A 14972-nucleotide genomic window follows, 5' to 3' on the forward strand; every position below is an offset into this window, starting at 1 on the left:
GTTTAGTGGTTTATTTTTTTCGGCGCCGTATGCTTTATTCTACGGTGGTTTCGTTCAAAATTTTCTGTATTAATATTTTGGCTTGCGAATAGGCAATTTCAGACTCTTTAAGGACATAGAGTTTGTCATCGATATAGTTTTCAAATTGAATATTTTGGAGCAACAGTGCATTGTCCATTTGAAGCTGGGAGGGTTCGTATGGAAAGGCATCGGATTGTGTATCGATGTTTCTAAGCGAACCATGTTCCCGAATATATTCGATCAAATTGATATTCGTTTTTTCGGTTTGATCCATCGTTTCCTGTAATTCCTTAAAAAATCGGGACCAATTGAACAATAGAATTTTAAGTTCCGTATTGTTCAATTTTGAGAGTCCGCCAGAGTTTTGCAGGTCGTTCAAAACAAATTCACTGGGCTTCCAGGAAGGACTTTCTATGACATGGTGCAAAAGGCTGTCTATTTGGTCGGTTTCTTTAAAACCCTCTTCCTTGAACTTTCCAAAAATGGTTTCCGTAGCCAAAATGGTGCGTTTCAAAATGGTGTTTATGGAATCCAAGTCCCTCAAATTTTCCTGGAATTCAGTATTTAGATTTTGCACGGTGATTTTTTCCCGATTATTCTCCAAACGTTCCTCATTCCAGTTATTTATTTGGAGAGCAATCAAAATACCGATGACTACGAGTATAATCTCGCCAATAGCATACTTCAAGTATTTACTGGTTTTGCCCTCTTCTAAAAGGTTTTGACGAATTTTACGGAAGAATTTAATCATTGGTAAAAAATTTTATAGATGGTGTTTTGCAAATCATATTAATTGGAATTTTTGTTTTTTAAGTATTCCTCTATTTTATGGTATAAAAGGGAAGACTCTTTTTTTAATCTCTCTAGCCGGCTCAATGTTGAATAAACGTAGGTTAATTCTCTATTGGTGAGTTCATAAAATTCATCTTTTCGCATCTTTTTCAAGAGAATAGGAATTTCATCACTATTGATATTGTCACGAGATTTTGGATTGTACACCTTATAAGAATTTATAAAATGCGGGTAACCACTTTGTAAATTTGATGCATAACTGGATAAAAAATCTATATTGAGATAGTAATCCACTATTTGTTCACGGATGTCTTGATTAGTGATCAGACTAATATTTCCAGTGCTTACCAACTCCTTGTACGTTCTGGAGTTTGGGGTTATTGTACCAATACCATAAATACCACCATATGAAATATCGTTTATGAATGATATAGTATCAAGGGGTACTATGCCATCTAAATAATAGTTTTTCGCTTTCGTTAGTCCTTCTATTTTTTTTCCAACGTTTGTAAACCAACTTCTTTCGAAATATAGGGAGTCCGATTTTACGTCTTCTTTTAGATTCTTAAGATAGCTGATTTCTAAATTTTTGCTTTTTCGTTCCTCGTTCCAATTATTAATCTGCAACGCAATAAGGATACCTATGACTACAAGGACAATTTCGCCAATAGCATACTTCAAGTATTTACTGGTTTTGCCCTCTTCTAAAAGGTTTTGACGAATTTTACGGAAGAATTTAATCATTGTTTATGCCTTCTAATAACATATTTAGATTCTCAAGTTGTACCATGGTAGACATTAAATCATTTTTTTTACCTTCCTCATTGCCAATTAAATAGCGCAAATCATTTTTTAGACTTTCATCTTTAAGCAATACTTCAACAATCGATTTGGCGTAATTATGGTCCAGTTGTATATTACATTCCTCTGGTAGCTTGGGGAAGTAACTATTTCCGGTTTTTACATAAGTATCTCCACAGGCTGATCTAATCTTTGCCTGAACGTCATCAGGCATTTTTCCTCTTAGATTCTTTCTATAGGTGTTTTCAAGTATAGCAACACCAGATTCTGACCACTCAATATCATAATATCTAATTAATGCGGTCTTTATACTATCGTTTTGGATGAGGTTGATTTGACCTGAAGCAATTAACTCCTGATAGGTTGATGACGCAGAATAAGGGTCTAGAAGCTGGCTAGCCTGATACATATCTACAAGATTGGCAACAGGATCAGGATTAGCATAGGAAGAATTTTCAAAAACGGCGACAGCAGATTTGGCATGTTCACTAACCTGTTTGGAATAGTTTAAAGTGGCTTCAATAATTAATTTTTCTTCCCCAACATCATCTAAAAGACGCTCATAGTATTGAAATTCTAAATCCTTGTTGAGACGATCTTGGTTCCAATTATTGATCTGCAGGGCAATCAAAATACCGATGACCACCAATACAATCTCGCCAACGGCATAAAGCAGGTATTTTGAAAACCTGTTTTCCTGAAGTAGCTTTTGTCGGATTTTTCTAAAGAATTTTATCATTTTATTGCAGGTTTGGTTTCCTGAAGAATTTCTTCAATCAACATTTCCGTTTCATCCAACCTATCCATTATATTTTGATGCAGCCATAAGGAATTATCCAACAAATTTTCAAATTCCACTTTCTGAAACAAGGGATAGTAGACCGGTTTCACCTTGGATTTCCCAGACCATGGATAATGGGCGTTACTGTCCATTTCCCTAAATGAAATATAAGGTAACAAAAAGGGCAAAAGATGTTCATTGTTCCAGGCGTCCAATTTGTCAAAACGTGTTTGCCTAATTTCAGATAGTGAATTCCAGTGGTATAAAAGTGAGGTGATGGAATCGTTTTCAAAAAGGTTAAGACGTCCGTTTTGCACGATATTGTTTACCGAATTGTTGGCAAATGCCAGTTCGTTAGAGGGAAAGGATTCAAAAAATAGGCTGTCTAAATTATGATTTGCGAGCTCTTCTTTTGTGGCACCGATCAAACCAATCAATTTACTGGAAGATTTTATGGCCCTTTGTTCTTCAAGCCTAAAATTCTCTACCAGTTTTTTATTGGTTTTGAACTCTACATGTAGTTTAGAAAGTAAAGCTTTTTTTTCGATATTGTTGATTCGGTCCTGGTTCCAATTATTGATCTGTAAGGCAATCAAAATACCGATGACCACTAGTACAATCTCGCCAACGGCATAGAGTAGGTATTTGGAAAACCTGTTTTCTTTTACCAGTTGTTGACGAATTTTACGGAAGAATTTAATCATATATCCTTGCTTTTGATATAATTCCTAATTTCCGAAATCTTATCCATGGCTTCTTGAATTCTTCGAACACTACCTTCCCGATTATCCTGATACAGTTTAATCAAGGTTACGGAAGATGGTTTTGTATAGAAGTCTTTGGCGTCAATGGGTTGGCAGGATATGCGCCATTGAAAATCCTTGAAATCCGATTTTATTACTGGAATCCAATCAATATTGAAGGAACTTTCAACATCATTTAGTGATTGGTCTACATTGTACAGGCTCTCATCATAATAGGATATTAGTTCTTGCTGGATGTTATTATCTGAAATGATTTCAATACCCTTGGCCTTTAAAACTTCAAAAGCGCTTGATTTTGATTTAAACCTTTCGAAACAGACGATTTTTCCAAGCCAATTACTTAAGCTATCGTTATAATTTCCGGCAGAGACTTGTACAAGTAGCCGGTCTGTAGTCGTAATGGCCTCTTGCGCTTTTTGTAGCTCAATGGATAATGCCAGCGAATCACTTTGTAGGTTCTTATCTATTAAAAACAGTATCTCCTCTTCGTTCTGTTTTCTTTTTTGTTGGTCGTTCCAATTATCCAGTTGCAACGCTATTAAAATACCGATAACCACTAGTAAGATTTCCCCAATCGCATAGAGCAGGTATTTGGAAAACCTGTTTTCTTTAAGTAGCTGCTGACGGAATTTTCTAAAGAATTTGATCATTTGTCAAGTTTGGTGCTTTAATATTTTCGTATTTGGCATTAGATTAAGGCAACGGATATACCTAATAAAAATGTAAAAACAAAAAGTTTGGTTTTCAGTACTACGTGAAAATTTTGGAAAACTGAGATTCCAGAAAATAAGGGATATACTAACAAAAAATCTTGATGGGTATTCACGCGAGGTGTCAATAAACATTAGGAATTTGATTGGTTTCATCAATTTAACAGGTCTTTGTCTGTACTGGTAACTCTTAAAGATATTGAAATAAGTTGATTTAGAATACCAACAGGTTCAAAGGGAAATCTGAAATTAATTTCGGGTTATGCCTTAGTAGTTTTAAAAAAGAAACAGGCAGATGAAGTTTGGCGGCAACTATAGTTTAATTGATAAAATATAAACACAGGTCATACGGTTCAACCATGAATTGCCAAAGGTAAATTCTCTTTCTACATTTTCACCTACCCGTTCCTAACTCATTTTGTTCTTGGGTTTCTACCAGCCTTCGGTATGCAAATACCGAGTTTAATATACTTCTGTTGGACTGTAATGCGTTTTAGTTGAATATCAAAAAAAATACTTGAATTAAACGGTGTTACTTATATTATAAGCGGGCCTATGTCTAATACAACGTACATTTTATGAAAGCCCGGTAAAACATTTGGAATGTTTTACCGAGTATTTCAATACCTGTCAATTAATCAATACTATTCCAATTTCCAAAGTGCGGACGCCCAATTGTTTTCTATAGGTCCTACCTCTATTTTACCATTTTGGTTATGAATGTATTGGTCTGGTTTCCATTTATTCTGAATTCTAACCCAACCACTATGTGCAGGAATTATTTTCCACTGACCGCTCCACCAATTCGGTTGAATGGGACCAACTTCAATTGCGCCATTTTGGTTATGGATGAATTCTTCCGGTTTCCATTTGTTTTGAATGGTTACCCAGCCACCCGCCACGGGATTAATTTTCCATTGACTGCTCCACCAGTTAGGTTGTATCTCCCCTTGTTCTATTTTTCCGTTCTCGTTGTGGATATAGTTTTTCTTATACCAATTGTTTTGTATACAAACAAAATCATTTATCAAATCAACATCAGAATTTACCACAGGTGTTAATGCTGGTGTTGAAGTTGTAGTTGGTATTGAGACCGTTTGTTGGGTATTAGTGCTTGGTGTGGGAGGCGTATTTGGAATTGGAAGTGTAGTTGTTGATGTTTCCTGTTGTACAATTGGATTTGAAACAGGTGCAATATAACAAGGGTCTGAACTATCCAGAAGGGCACGACTTGCCAAGGTTGGTCCGTCTGGCATAGTGCTTAGGGACCTTCCAGATTCAATCCATAGTTCTTTAAAGGTAGGACAGTTGGTGCAATCGCCATTGGCCTTATCGTCTACCGCCCTGAAAACATATTTATCCATTTTGTCCTTCAATAAGACCGTCCCCTCTGATTTTTCATATCTGATATCTTCATTGAATCCATTTTCAAAGGTTCCAAAAACAATTACTTTTTGCTGCGGAATTCTATAGAAGGTAGCACTGCACTTTTCTCCAATGAAAACATCTTCTTTTTCCAACAAAGTTTCTTTTTGTTGAAGTCGCTCTTTTGCCTTATCGAAAGAATCTGAAACTTCACCAGCATAGGAAGCCTTAACATCTGTTTCCGGTATGACAATACCATCCCCAAAACTTGTAGAAACCTCTATGGCCCAGGCATTTTTGGTGGTTACATTACTGGAAGTGGTTTCGGTAAAAGACTCAGAATCCTTGATCGAAACTTTCTCAGAAGAGTTTTGACTTTCTCTTGCTGAAAATAATATGTAGGAATATATCTTTCTTTCATCGATAGCTATTTTATCCGAGCCCTCTTTGACTATTGGAGATTTTTTAAATTGTTGTGCGCGTAGTTTTGTTATTGTTTCTGGCCCATTATTAAAAATAGGAGTATGGGAAAAAGTAGTAATCTTACCTGGGTACAATGGATTTTCGACCTTGATCCATTCCATTTTCCAATTATCAACGCTTAATCCACCGCCTCGGGGTTTTATTCTAATATCGGTTATAATTCCAATATCAATTTGAGAATATAGCGTAAATGTATTTATTTGGTTGGGTTCAAAATCATCCACGTTTGGGTTGTCCATTAAAACATAATCTTCAATAGCTCCTTTTGAGCCAATAAGTAAAATGGTAATGTCGGCATTAGTTCCTTTCCAACCGGTTTTCACCTTTACGGTATACGTATATTCTGCTTTTGCAAAGCCCGGCAGTAATAGGAACGCTACAAATATTGGGAGGACGTGTTTTAAGGTAGGTCCAAAAATCTTGCAATTGATTTTAGTAAGGCTTTTTAATTTTTTCATAACTCTAGTGTTTTGTGGTTATTTTATCTTATCAGTCAGTAAGTAACTATAATCAGAATAATAACACTAGTGGGTTAGGATGGAGAAGATGCTTTTTTGTCCGAACCTCTTCTTTTATTTATCGAAAGGATTGTTAGGAATCAAAGGATGAGGAAAGAGAAGGTCTAAATGGTTTGTAAACGCTTCATTAATTCTTCCCGTAGCGTTTTGCTAATGGGAATGGCTTTTTTTGAAATTACAACGTGACTATTGGCAACTTCATCAACTTGGGCAATATTGATGATGAACGATCTGTGTATTCTTAAAAAATGTTCGTCTGGTAGTTTTTCGTCCATATCCTTCAAGGTCATAACCAATAGGTATTCCTTTCCTTTGGAATGGATTCTGCAATAGTTTCGTTCGGCTTCAATGTAGAGGATATCTTGAATTACCACTTTTACCATCTTTTCGTGGTGCCTTACAAAAATACTATCACTCAGGATATAAGGTGAGGACGCGCCTCCCGTTTCTTTCTCCAAAACCTGCTCTTTTTGAATTTGGTTTATCGTCAATTCTACGGCGCGCTGCAAGTCCAGTTTTTTGTAAGGTTTTGAAATGAAAGCATAGGGTTTGGTCGCCTTGGCCCTGTTAAAATGAGCTTCATCCGCATTTGCGGTCAAGTAAATAATAGGAATTGGATACTCTTTTTGCATTTCTATGGCAGTCTCAATACCATCAAGTTTCCCCTTAAGATTAATATCGAGCAATACCAAATCAGGTTGGTTCTCATTGATATGTATAAGCGCTTCTTCGCCGCGGGGAATGATTCCGGTAACCTCATACCCCAATGTACTCAGCTGCAAGGAAATATTTGCACCGATGATCATTTCATCCTCAACGATCAATATTTTCATTGGTTGTTCCATTTATGCCGCTCTGTCCATTTTAAATTCAAAGGAAACGGTAGTGCCTTTTCCTATTTCTTCTTGTATACTTCCATTGAGCTGCTGCGTCAACAATTGAATCAATTGCGTCCCAAAACCCGTGCCCTTAGCCGGTTGGTCTGAAATTTTCCCTATGCCGTTATCGGTGACCTTAAGTCTCAGGGTGCGGCTATCCGTTCTAGAGAGAATAATTTCAATTTGCCCTTTCGTGTTTTCCGGAAAGGCATATTTAAGGGCGTTCGTCAATAATTCGTTTACTATGAGCCCAATGGGTACGGCCGTGTCTACATCCAATTCCAAATTATCCATAGCGCAGGTAATTTTTACTTTATCCTCTGCATTAAAAGTATCTAAAATACCTTCCCCTAGGTTCATAAAATAATCTCTCATTTCAATACTTCCCAAATTTGTGCCTTGATATAACTTCTGATGAATTATTCCCATGGATTGTACTCGATTTTGACTGGCAATCATAGCATCCTTGGTAGCGGAATCCTCTAATTGGGCAGATTGGAGAGAAATAAGACTTTTTACCATTTCCAGATTGTTCTTCACACGATGGTGGATTTCTTTAAGTAGAAGCTCGTTCTCCGCATTTTTTGCCAAAATCAGTACGTTAGCTTTTCGGCTTCTGCGAAGGAAAAAGAATACAAGACCTAATAACACTAAAAGTAAGGCCCCTATGGCCATACTTAAATTTTGAACACGTGTTTTCTGTTCCAATAAAATTGATTGCGCTGCTAAGGCTTCATCCTTTTTACCGGTCTCATATTTAATCAAGGCTTCGCTCTCCAAATTGGCAATTTGTTCTTCATGGATTTTATCCCGAATCTTTCTTGATTTTTCAAAATAATATAGGGCCATTTCCGAATTGTTTAGATTGCGATAACAGTCCGCAATTTGCTCATATAGCGGCCAAATACGCTCGTTTTCATCATCTTCATACGCTTTAATGCCAATAAGTAAATTCTCGAGGGCCAAACCATATTTTCCTTGAAGTCGATAAGTGTTGCCAATTTCGGTTCGGTACGTAGCTGATCTTTCCTCTCCAATTTCTGCTACACAAAGCTCCCAAGCTTTGGTGTAATCCTTTAATGCTTGATCGTAATCCTTTGTTGCTATAGAAACATCTCCCCTATAAGAATACGCACGAACAAGGACAAAGACTTCGTCCTGTGCTTTGGTTTTTACTATATTGATACAATTGTCAGCAGCTTGATATGCGTTGTCAAATTGTCCTAATCTTATATATCCTTTGATAAGATCAAAATGTGCAACGGCTATGGATGTGTGGTCATTCGCCTTTTTGAAAAGGTTAATAGCCTGTTTTGCGTATTTGATGGATTCCAAGGGTTTGTCCATTTCTCCCAACAATACGCCTAAAACCCGATATACGGCGGCCATGCCTTGCTCGTCGTCCAGTTCCTCATAAATTTCCAAAGCTTTAAAAAGAAACTCTTGGGAAGTACGCTGGGAATTTTTCCTGAGATAATCGATGGCAAGGGTTCTATAAGTTGCCGCTATCTTCTTTTTATTCCCCGTCAATTTATAATACTCCAAGCTTTTTTCGCCGTGATAGATGGTGGAGTCCTGAGGAAAAATTCCATGATATCCGTACCAATTTGCCATTTCTTCATGAACTTCTGCAATTTTCAGTACATCTTCATGTTTTAGGGCTCTTTTTAAAACAGTCAAACCAATTTTCTGATAGGTGTCAATGTTTGTATTCTGCTCACTTCGCATCCATGATAACACTGAATCTATAGGAAGAGCAAGCAAGCTATCTACCTCTTTATTAGCCTCGGACGCTGTTTGAGCATTGGTAAATGCGGCATTGCAAAATAGTATCAGGAAAAATATGCAATTCTTTGATAGCCATGTATTGCTAGTCCTATTTTGAATCTTATCATAAGGAAAAACACTCATAAACAAACCTTTTGGTTGGTAAAAGGAAAATAAAGTTTGATTTTGATTTTTATCAAAATACATCAAATTTTCAATATAATAGGTCTTTGGTTGACATAAGCATTCGATAATGCCAATAGTGGGCAGGTTTTAATGAACTCTTACTTCAATGTATCAGCGCACCGCTTTTTGGCAATTCCCCTTTCTTGTTCAGGATTCCATCCATTTTCAAATGGGTTATTTTAGGTTCCTTAGCCATTCGAACCAAGGAAATATGATCAAAGGACATTGAATCTTGGGCGTTCTGTCCGCCGCCCGTGGTGCCCAAAATAATGTAATCGCGATTCTTCCGAATTCGGTGCGAAAAGGAATGGATATGGCCATTGATTACGGTATAGGGTCTATCGGCCAAAAGATTTTCCAAGGGATTCAAACCCTTTTCATCTTCCCGTTGCCATAGCGGTTTGTGCATAAGTACAAACGTCCATTTAACATCAGGGTTTTCTTCCAGAACCTTTTTGAAATATTCAAATTGTTCCAAACCCATACCACCTAGTTGACGCTCCTGCATGCTATAATATTCCGTCTCCTCATACACGCCTTTTATTTCCCCGGCGATGACTTTGAGGGCTTTTGCACGTGCCTCGTAGATTTCCATCATCCGTTTTTCCTCATAATCCTCGGAATCCATCATGAGGAAGAGCACATTATCGTACAGAAAATGATAGTATCTGGGACCAAAACGTTGCTTCCAAATGCTACGCATCGTGGGGTTGGTAAGGTCATGGTTGCCACCCAGATGGAAGAAGGGCATTTTTAATTTTGACGTCCTGTTTTCAAAGGAGTTCCATTCTTTGGCCAATTGCAAAGTATCCTCCGTTCCGCCATCGATGAGGTCGCCCACACTCAGGACAAAGGTTGGGTCCAAGGCATTTAATTGTTCTACGGCAGCAATGTACACCCCGTCGCGTTCACCCCCGTTTAAATCCGAAATAATGGCAAAGGTAAAGTCGTCTTCCGTGGGCTCAAAAATAGCACTGGTCCATGGAGTAGGTCCTTCGACAATGGTGTGCTCAAAAATGGATTTATCTGTTTTTGCGTTGTGCTTCTTGCAACTGGAAAGTACAAGGAGCATAACAATCGTCCGAATCAGATAGCTTTTCATAAAAATGCGATTGTGGTAACTATTTAGTTTTTTAAAGGGGCCTCAGGAACTTTACCGTACAATACATTCGCATCGGCTTCATATTTGTCCCCCTTTATCCAATAAGGCCTTTCCGGGTCGTTGGCAATGGACCGTCCTGAAAGGATATACCCTTGGTAGAACTTCACCAAATAATCATAATCAATACTATCAGCCTCATCCGTGGCTTGGTGGTAGTATTTGTTGATCTCATCATCAAAGGCATCAAAACCAGTGGAGTAGGTGGGGGCGGGAATGCCTACTTTAGCAAAACTTACATTATCACTTCGGTCAAAAAGGCCTTGTTCAGGCGCAGGATCATCAATAGCCTTTAGCCCAAAGGTGGCAGCACCGTCAACAATGTGTTTTTTAGCAGTTGTTCTATCCAGTCCAATTACGGTTGCCAAACTAGTATTGTTGTACCCACCACCGTCGGTATTAAAACCATAAACGATTTGCTCTAAGGGAAATATGGGGTTTTGTACATAGTACTGACTGCCCAAAAGGCCTTTTTCTTCCCCGGTAAAAAATATAAAAAAGGCAGAGCGTTTTGTAGGATACTTTCCAATATTTTCTGCCATGCTTAAGACAGCGGTGGTTCCAATAGCGTTATCACGTGCGCCATTGTAAATACTATCTCCTTCTGTATTTGGCGTACCGATGCCCACATGGTCATAGTGCGCCGAGTACATGATGTATTCGTCCTTTAGTTTTGGGTCAGTACCTTCCATAAAGCCTATAACATTTTGCGTAATAAGGGTCGTCTCTTTAATACCATCGGTTTCAATGGAATAGGAACCTTTGGATTTCATCAATGCATCCAATTGTTCCGCCGAGGTATTCACCCAGAGATGTAAAAATTCGTTCGTAGGATTTTCAGGGTCTTCCGGGTCGGGAATCTTTACACTTTCTCCCATAAAATGTGAAATACGTGACCACCAATCTTCTTCAAGCAAGGTCATTTCTATTAGTCCGATAGCCCCATTGGCAATGGCCAATTCCTGCTTCTGCTTATGGGCCATATAGGTCGCCCTAGCATCATAGGCTTCCGCAGTTCCAGCCCTAACAATTATGAGTTTTCCTGTAACATCTTTGCCCTTGTAATCTTCGGCCTGACCAAATCCTAGAAATACGGCCTCCCCGGAAAGTGAGGTGGCCTTGGCGTTCACTGCAATAGTATGTGGATAATCCGCCCCATTAATAGAAACCTTGAGCATGTTGGGTGGTGCTGTTTGTAATAGGCTAAATGTTTGATAATAGGAATTGCCATTGGCGGGATGAGGTTTTACTCCGTAACCACGTAAGGTATTTGCCAAATAGGATGCTGCGATCTTTAGTTCTGGAGAGCCCGTGGCGCGCCCTTTAAGGACATCGTCGGCCAGAAAATAGATATGACCTTCAATTTCGTTTTTATCAACGGTTTGCTCGGCGATTTCAGCATCTGTTTGAGCGGACAATACACTTGAGAAGACAAGCGCAATTAGTAGTGTATAGTTTTTCATTTCGTTGTTTTTTGTATCGACTGATATTTTAAATTTATTTCTCTTTTGTAAATTTTTCCCCCATAATGTGAAACTGACTGATTTTACCTGCCTCGTTGATGTCAAAATTCACTTTTGATTTCTCGTAAAACCGGGAGTCCTTATTGGTGATAAAAGTATCATAGTGCCAATGTTCTAAGCTATAGGTTATAAAGTCATTAAAGTTCATCTGCAGTTGACCTTTGAGCATGGTCACTTGGGCGTTGCCTAACATGTTGTTCGTGTACGTGCCTTCGTACTCTGCCAAAGACAAACTTGGTTGAGTATTTTTTACCCGTTCGTCTTTGTCTCTCTTGAAATTCTCAATTCGTTTATCCTTAAAACCTTCATACAAATTGAAAACCTCGGTATGCCAATCGCGGCTGTCATCGTCAAAGGCATAGAGGTCCAACGCCTTATAAAGAATGGCATGTCGTAATTCTGCATGGTCTAGATTGGCAAACACATAGACGGCCGTATTTTTATCGTGCATGATTCCAGCAATGGCCACCAACCCGAAGAGACTCCCGGTATGAAAATCCAACTTATGTCCTTTATAGTCCTGTTGAAACCATCCCAGACCATAGGTATTCCAATTAGGTTTGGTGAGGGCATTGGTAGGGTAGATTCCAGTGGTTCCCAAGAAGGAATGGGGCTCGAACAGTTTTTTAAAGGTTTTGGGTTGAACAAGCGTGTCCAACTTATACACACCATCATTCACTAAAAATGTTAAGTAATTGGAGATATCATGAGCCGTGGAACATATCATCCCGGCCGGACCAATTTGGTCCGAGAATCCGTAATCTACCTCAACCATGCCGTCCTCATAATCGTTCAAATAAGGTGTTACGTAGTTGCCCGTTTTAAAGATATTTGCGGCGATGGCCTGTGTACGGGTCATCTCCAAAGGATCAAAAATGCGTTCCTGTACAAATTCGTGCCAAGGTTTTCCGCTGGCCGCTGCAATTACCTCTCCTGCTACTGCGTACATAATATTCTGGTAGGTAAATCCGCCGCGTAACGGAGAGGTTTTTTCTGCAAACCGAAAGTGTTGTATCGTTTCTTTAGTACTAAGACTGTCTAGTGTCCATAGGGCATCGGCATTGCCGATACCTAGATTGTGGGTCAATAAATCCTTTACCTGGGCGTCATCGGTAATATAGCTATCCGACAATTTGAAATAGGGTACATAGTCCGTTACCTTATCATCCCATTCCAATTTGCCATCATCCACCAACATCCCCATGGCAATCGCTACAACGGCTTTCGTAGTTGAGGCCATGTTGAACAAGGTATTTTCATCAATCGGCTCTTTGGTCTCTAAGTTTTTGACCCCATAGGTTTTTTGAAATACCACTTCACCATCTTTAACCACAATGGCAGCCAACCCAGGTACCTTCCAATCGTTCATGCCCTGAACGATCATGGCATCCAGTTTTTTGTTGTTGGCCTTTTTTTGGGCGGAAACCATTTGAGAACAGCATCCAATTAGGAATACTACTATTAATTTTTTCATTTAGTTGGTTTTTGAATTTAGTTATGGCCTTTCCATCCCGGTCCGCGTACCACCCTGCCTGGCGTGGCGCCGGTATGTTCGCCATCTTTCAAAACTTGTTCGCCATTCACGAACACATGTACCATACCTTCGGCAAATTGGTGGGGTTCATCAAATGTAGATTTGTCGATAATGGTTTTGGAATCAAAAATGGCCAAATCCGCAAAATGGCCCACTTGCAAAAAGCCCCGTTTTTTGAGCTTTAAATTGGTGGCCGGGAGGCCGCTTAGCTTATAAATGGCCTCTTCCAAGGGAATTACTTTTTCCTCCCTCACGTATTTGCCCAGGAGTCTAGCCACATTGCCGTAGGCTCTAGGGTGAGGGCTGTAATTGGTGAACGGTTCTACTGGTGCAATACTTGCTGCGTCCGATCCAAAACTCATGTAGGGCAGGGCTATCTGTTTTTTCACATTCTCTTCGGACATTAGAAAATAGACCGTACCTACACGGCTACTGTCCTGAACGACCAGGTCAATAGCGGTTTCTTCCGGACTTGTACCCCGTAATTTTGCAACCTCTCCCAAGGTTTTGCCCGTAAGGTACCTAAGACTATCATTTCTAAAATCATTTAAAATAAGTTTTTCAGGACTACCGGCAGCAAAATAAAGGTTCTCCCAACCATCCCCTTTAGCCTTCATTTCTTCAATTACTTTTTTACGGATAGCCGGGTCTTGCAAGCGTTCGGCCCATTTTCCATAACCACCTTCCTGAACCCAAGGAGGCATAGAAGCGTCTAAACCGGTGGCTCCTGCTGTATAATTATACATATCTGTAGTAATTTTCAGTCCGGTAGAACGAGCTGAGTCTATTTTGGCAATTGCAGATTCCCATTTCTCCCAATTGTCTTTTCCGCCAGCTTTTAAATGATAGATTTCCGCAGGAATATTCGCTTCTTTTGCAATTAGTATCAATTCATCAATTGCTTCCAACCAATAGTCGCCCTCACTGCGCATATGTGATATATACATACCATCATAGGCTGATGCGACCTTGCACAATTCAATCAGCTCTTCGATATCCGCATAAAAAGCAGGAGCATAAATCAATGAAGAACCAATACCCATAGCTCCCTCTTCCATGGCTGTTTTCGCCAAGGCTTTCATATTTTCCAATTCGGCAGGGGTGGGAGGGCGGTTAGCTTCCCCTAGTTCATGAACACGTAAAGTGGTAGCACCTACGAAGGAAGCCACATTGGGAGCAATGCCTCGTTTTTCTAAAAATTCTAAATATTCCCCAAGCGTTGTCCATTCTATAGGATATTTGACATCTTTTTGGCTACTTTGCTCTTGTTGGCGCATTTTATCGCTTAACGGACCCATAGACCAACCTTCACCCATAACCTCTAAAGTGACTCCTTGACGAATATCACTTTCTGATTTTCCATCAACAATAAGAGATTCGGTAGCCCAGCTAAGCATGTTGATGAAGCCAGGGGCAACGGTTAATCCGGTGGCATCTATCTCTTGTAGGCCTTTGGCATTTTCCAGGTTTCCGATTGCGGCAATAGTATCTGCATTAATGCCGATGTCGCCCATGAATATGGGCTGACTAGTACCATCTGCGATTTGACCATTTTTGATGAGGATATCAAAGGTTTCTTGATTGGAACATCCAATCATGCAGAAAATCAATAGTACATAGGGAAGAAGGTTTGAAAGGATTTTCACAGTTGGTTGGTTTGGTTTTCCCTAAATGTAAGAAATAAATTGGT

General features: G+C 39.3%; 12 protein-coding genes. All 12 read right to left on the reverse strand.

The annotated features are described in order from the left end of the window. Positions 1 to 34: 34 nt before the first annotated feature. Entirely contained in the window at positions 35 to 772 is a 738-nt protein-coding gene (locus DZC72_RS10270; RefSeq protein WP_125222845.1) for a DUF6090 family protein, read from the reverse strand. Between the two features lie 38 nt (positions 773 to 810). After that, a complete protein-coding gene (locus DZC72_RS10275) occupies positions 811 to 1557 on the reverse strand; it encodes a DUF6090 family protein (protein WP_125222846.1) in 747 nt (248 codons plus the stop codon). After that, positions 1550 to 2353, reverse strand: coding sequence for a DUF6090 family protein (locus DZC72_RS10280; RefSeq protein WP_125222847.1), 804 nt, complete (start codon positions 2351 to 2353; stop codon positions 1550 to 1552). The genes DZC72_RS10275 and DZC72_RS10280 overlap by 8 nt, the downstream gene beginning before the upstream one ends. Beyond that, positions 2350 to 3099, reverse strand: a complete 750-nt coding sequence (locus DZC72_RS10285) for a DUF6090 family protein (protein WP_125222848.1) — start codon at positions 3097 to 3099, stop codon at positions 2350 to 2352. The genes DZC72_RS10280 and DZC72_RS10285 overlap by 4 nt, the downstream gene beginning before the upstream one ends. Next, positions 3096 to 3809 carry a hypothetical protein gene (locus DZC72_RS10290; protein ID WP_125222849.1) on the reverse strand — a complete coding sequence of 238 codons (714 nt, stop codon included), beginning with the start codon at positions 3807 to 3809 and terminating at the stop codon, positions 3096 to 3098. Before DZC72_RS10290 ends, DZC72_RS10285 begins: the two co-directional genes overlap by 4 nt. A gap of 704 nt (positions 3810 to 4513) precedes the next feature. After that, positions 4514 to 6175 carry a PLAT/LH2 domain-containing protein gene (locus DZC72_RS10295; protein ID WP_125222850.1) on the reverse strand — a complete coding sequence of 554 codons (1662 nt, stop codon included), beginning with the start codon at positions 6173 to 6175 and terminating at the stop codon, positions 4514 to 4516. 164 nt (positions 6176 to 6339) lie between these two features. After that, positions 6340 to 7068, reverse strand: a complete 729-nt coding sequence (locus DZC72_RS10300; RefSeq protein WP_317127131.1) for a LytR/AlgR family response regulator transcription factor — start codon at positions 7066 to 7068, stop codon at positions 6340 to 6342. Positions 7069 to 7080: 12 nt separating this feature from the next. Then, complete coding sequence (locus DZC72_RS10305) at positions 7081 to 9024, reverse strand: sensor histidine kinase (protein ID WP_207891742.1); 1944 nt, start codon at positions 9022 to 9024, stop codon at positions 7081 to 7083. A 145-nt stretch (positions 9025 to 9169) separates the two neighbouring features. Then, entirely contained in the window at positions 9170 to 10168 is a 999-nt protein-coding gene (locus DZC72_RS10310) for a metallophosphoesterase family protein (RefSeq protein ID WP_125222852.1), read from the reverse strand. A 23-nt stretch (positions 10169 to 10191) separates the two neighbouring features. Next, complete coding sequence (locus DZC72_RS10315; RefSeq protein WP_125222853.1) at positions 10192 to 11688, reverse strand: M28 family peptidase; 1497 nt, start codon at positions 11686 to 11688, stop codon at positions 10192 to 10194. A gap of 34 nt (positions 11689 to 11722) precedes the next feature. Further along, a complete protein-coding gene (locus DZC72_RS10320) occupies positions 11723 to 13222 on the reverse strand; it encodes a serine hydrolase (protein WP_125222854.1) in 1500 nt (499 codons plus the stop codon). Between the two features lie 17 nt (positions 13223 to 13239). Continuing rightward, positions 13240 to 14928 (reverse strand): N-acyl-D-amino-acid deacylase family protein, encoded by a 1689-nt coding sequence (locus DZC72_RS10325; protein ID WP_243641715.1) that lies wholly within the window; start codon positions 14926 to 14928, stop codon positions 13240 to 13242. Positions 14929 to 14972: the final 44 nt, after the last annotated feature.

It is taken from the genome of Maribacter algicola, assembly GCF_003933245.1.
Classification (GTDB): Bacteria; Bacteroidota; Bacteroidia; order Flavobacteriales; family Flavobacteriaceae; genus Maribacter; species Maribacter algicola.

What these genes read in the sequence shown, in the direction of transcription:
- DZC72_RS10315 (WP_125222853.1), bottom strand. Translation starts at nt 11,688, where the DNA reads ATGAAAAACTATACACTACTAATTGCGCTTGTCTTCTCAAGTGTATTG.
- DZC72_RS10310 (WP_125222852.1), bottom strand. Translation starts at nt 10,168, where the DNA reads ATGAAAAGCTATCTGATTCGGACGATTGTTATGCTCCTTGTACTTTCC.
- DZC72_RS10275 (WP_125222846.1), bottom strand. Translation starts at nt 1,557, where the DNA reads ATGATTAAATTCTTCCGTAAAATTCGTCAAAACCTTTTAGAAGAGGGC.
- DZC72_RS10285 (WP_125222848.1), bottom strand. Translation starts at nt 3,099, where the DNA reads ATGATTAAATTCTTCCGTAAAATTCGTCAACAACTGGTAAAAGAAAAC.
- DZC72_RS10305 (WP_207891742.1), bottom strand. Translation starts at nt 9,024, where the DNA reads ATGAGTGTTTTTCCTTATGATAAGATTCAAAATAGGACTAGCAATACA.
- DZC72_RS10270 (WP_125222845.1), bottom strand. Translation starts at nt 772, where the DNA reads ATGATTAAATTCTTCCGTAAAATTCGTCAAAACCTTTTAGAAGAGGGC.
- DZC72_RS10320 (WP_125222854.1), bottom strand. Translation starts at nt 13,222, where the DNA reads ATGAAAAAATTAATAGTAGTATTCCTAATTGGATGCTGTTCTCAAATG.
- DZC72_RS10280 (WP_125222847.1), bottom strand. Translation starts at nt 2,353, where the DNA reads ATGATAAAATTCTTTAGAAAAATCCGACAAAAGCTACTTCAGGAAAAC.
- DZC72_RS10300 (WP_317127131.1), bottom strand. Translation starts at nt 7,068, where the DNA reads ATGAAAATATTGATCGTTGAGGATGAAATGATCATCGGTGCAAATATT.
- DZC72_RS10295 (WP_125222850.1), bottom strand. Translation starts at nt 6,175, where the DNA reads ATGAAAAAATTAAAAAGCCTTACTAAAATCAATTGCAAGATTTTTGGA.
- DZC72_RS10290 (WP_125222849.1), bottom strand. Translation starts at nt 3,809, where the DNA reads ATGATCAAATTCTTTAGAAAATTCCGTCAGCAGCTACTTAAAGAAAAC.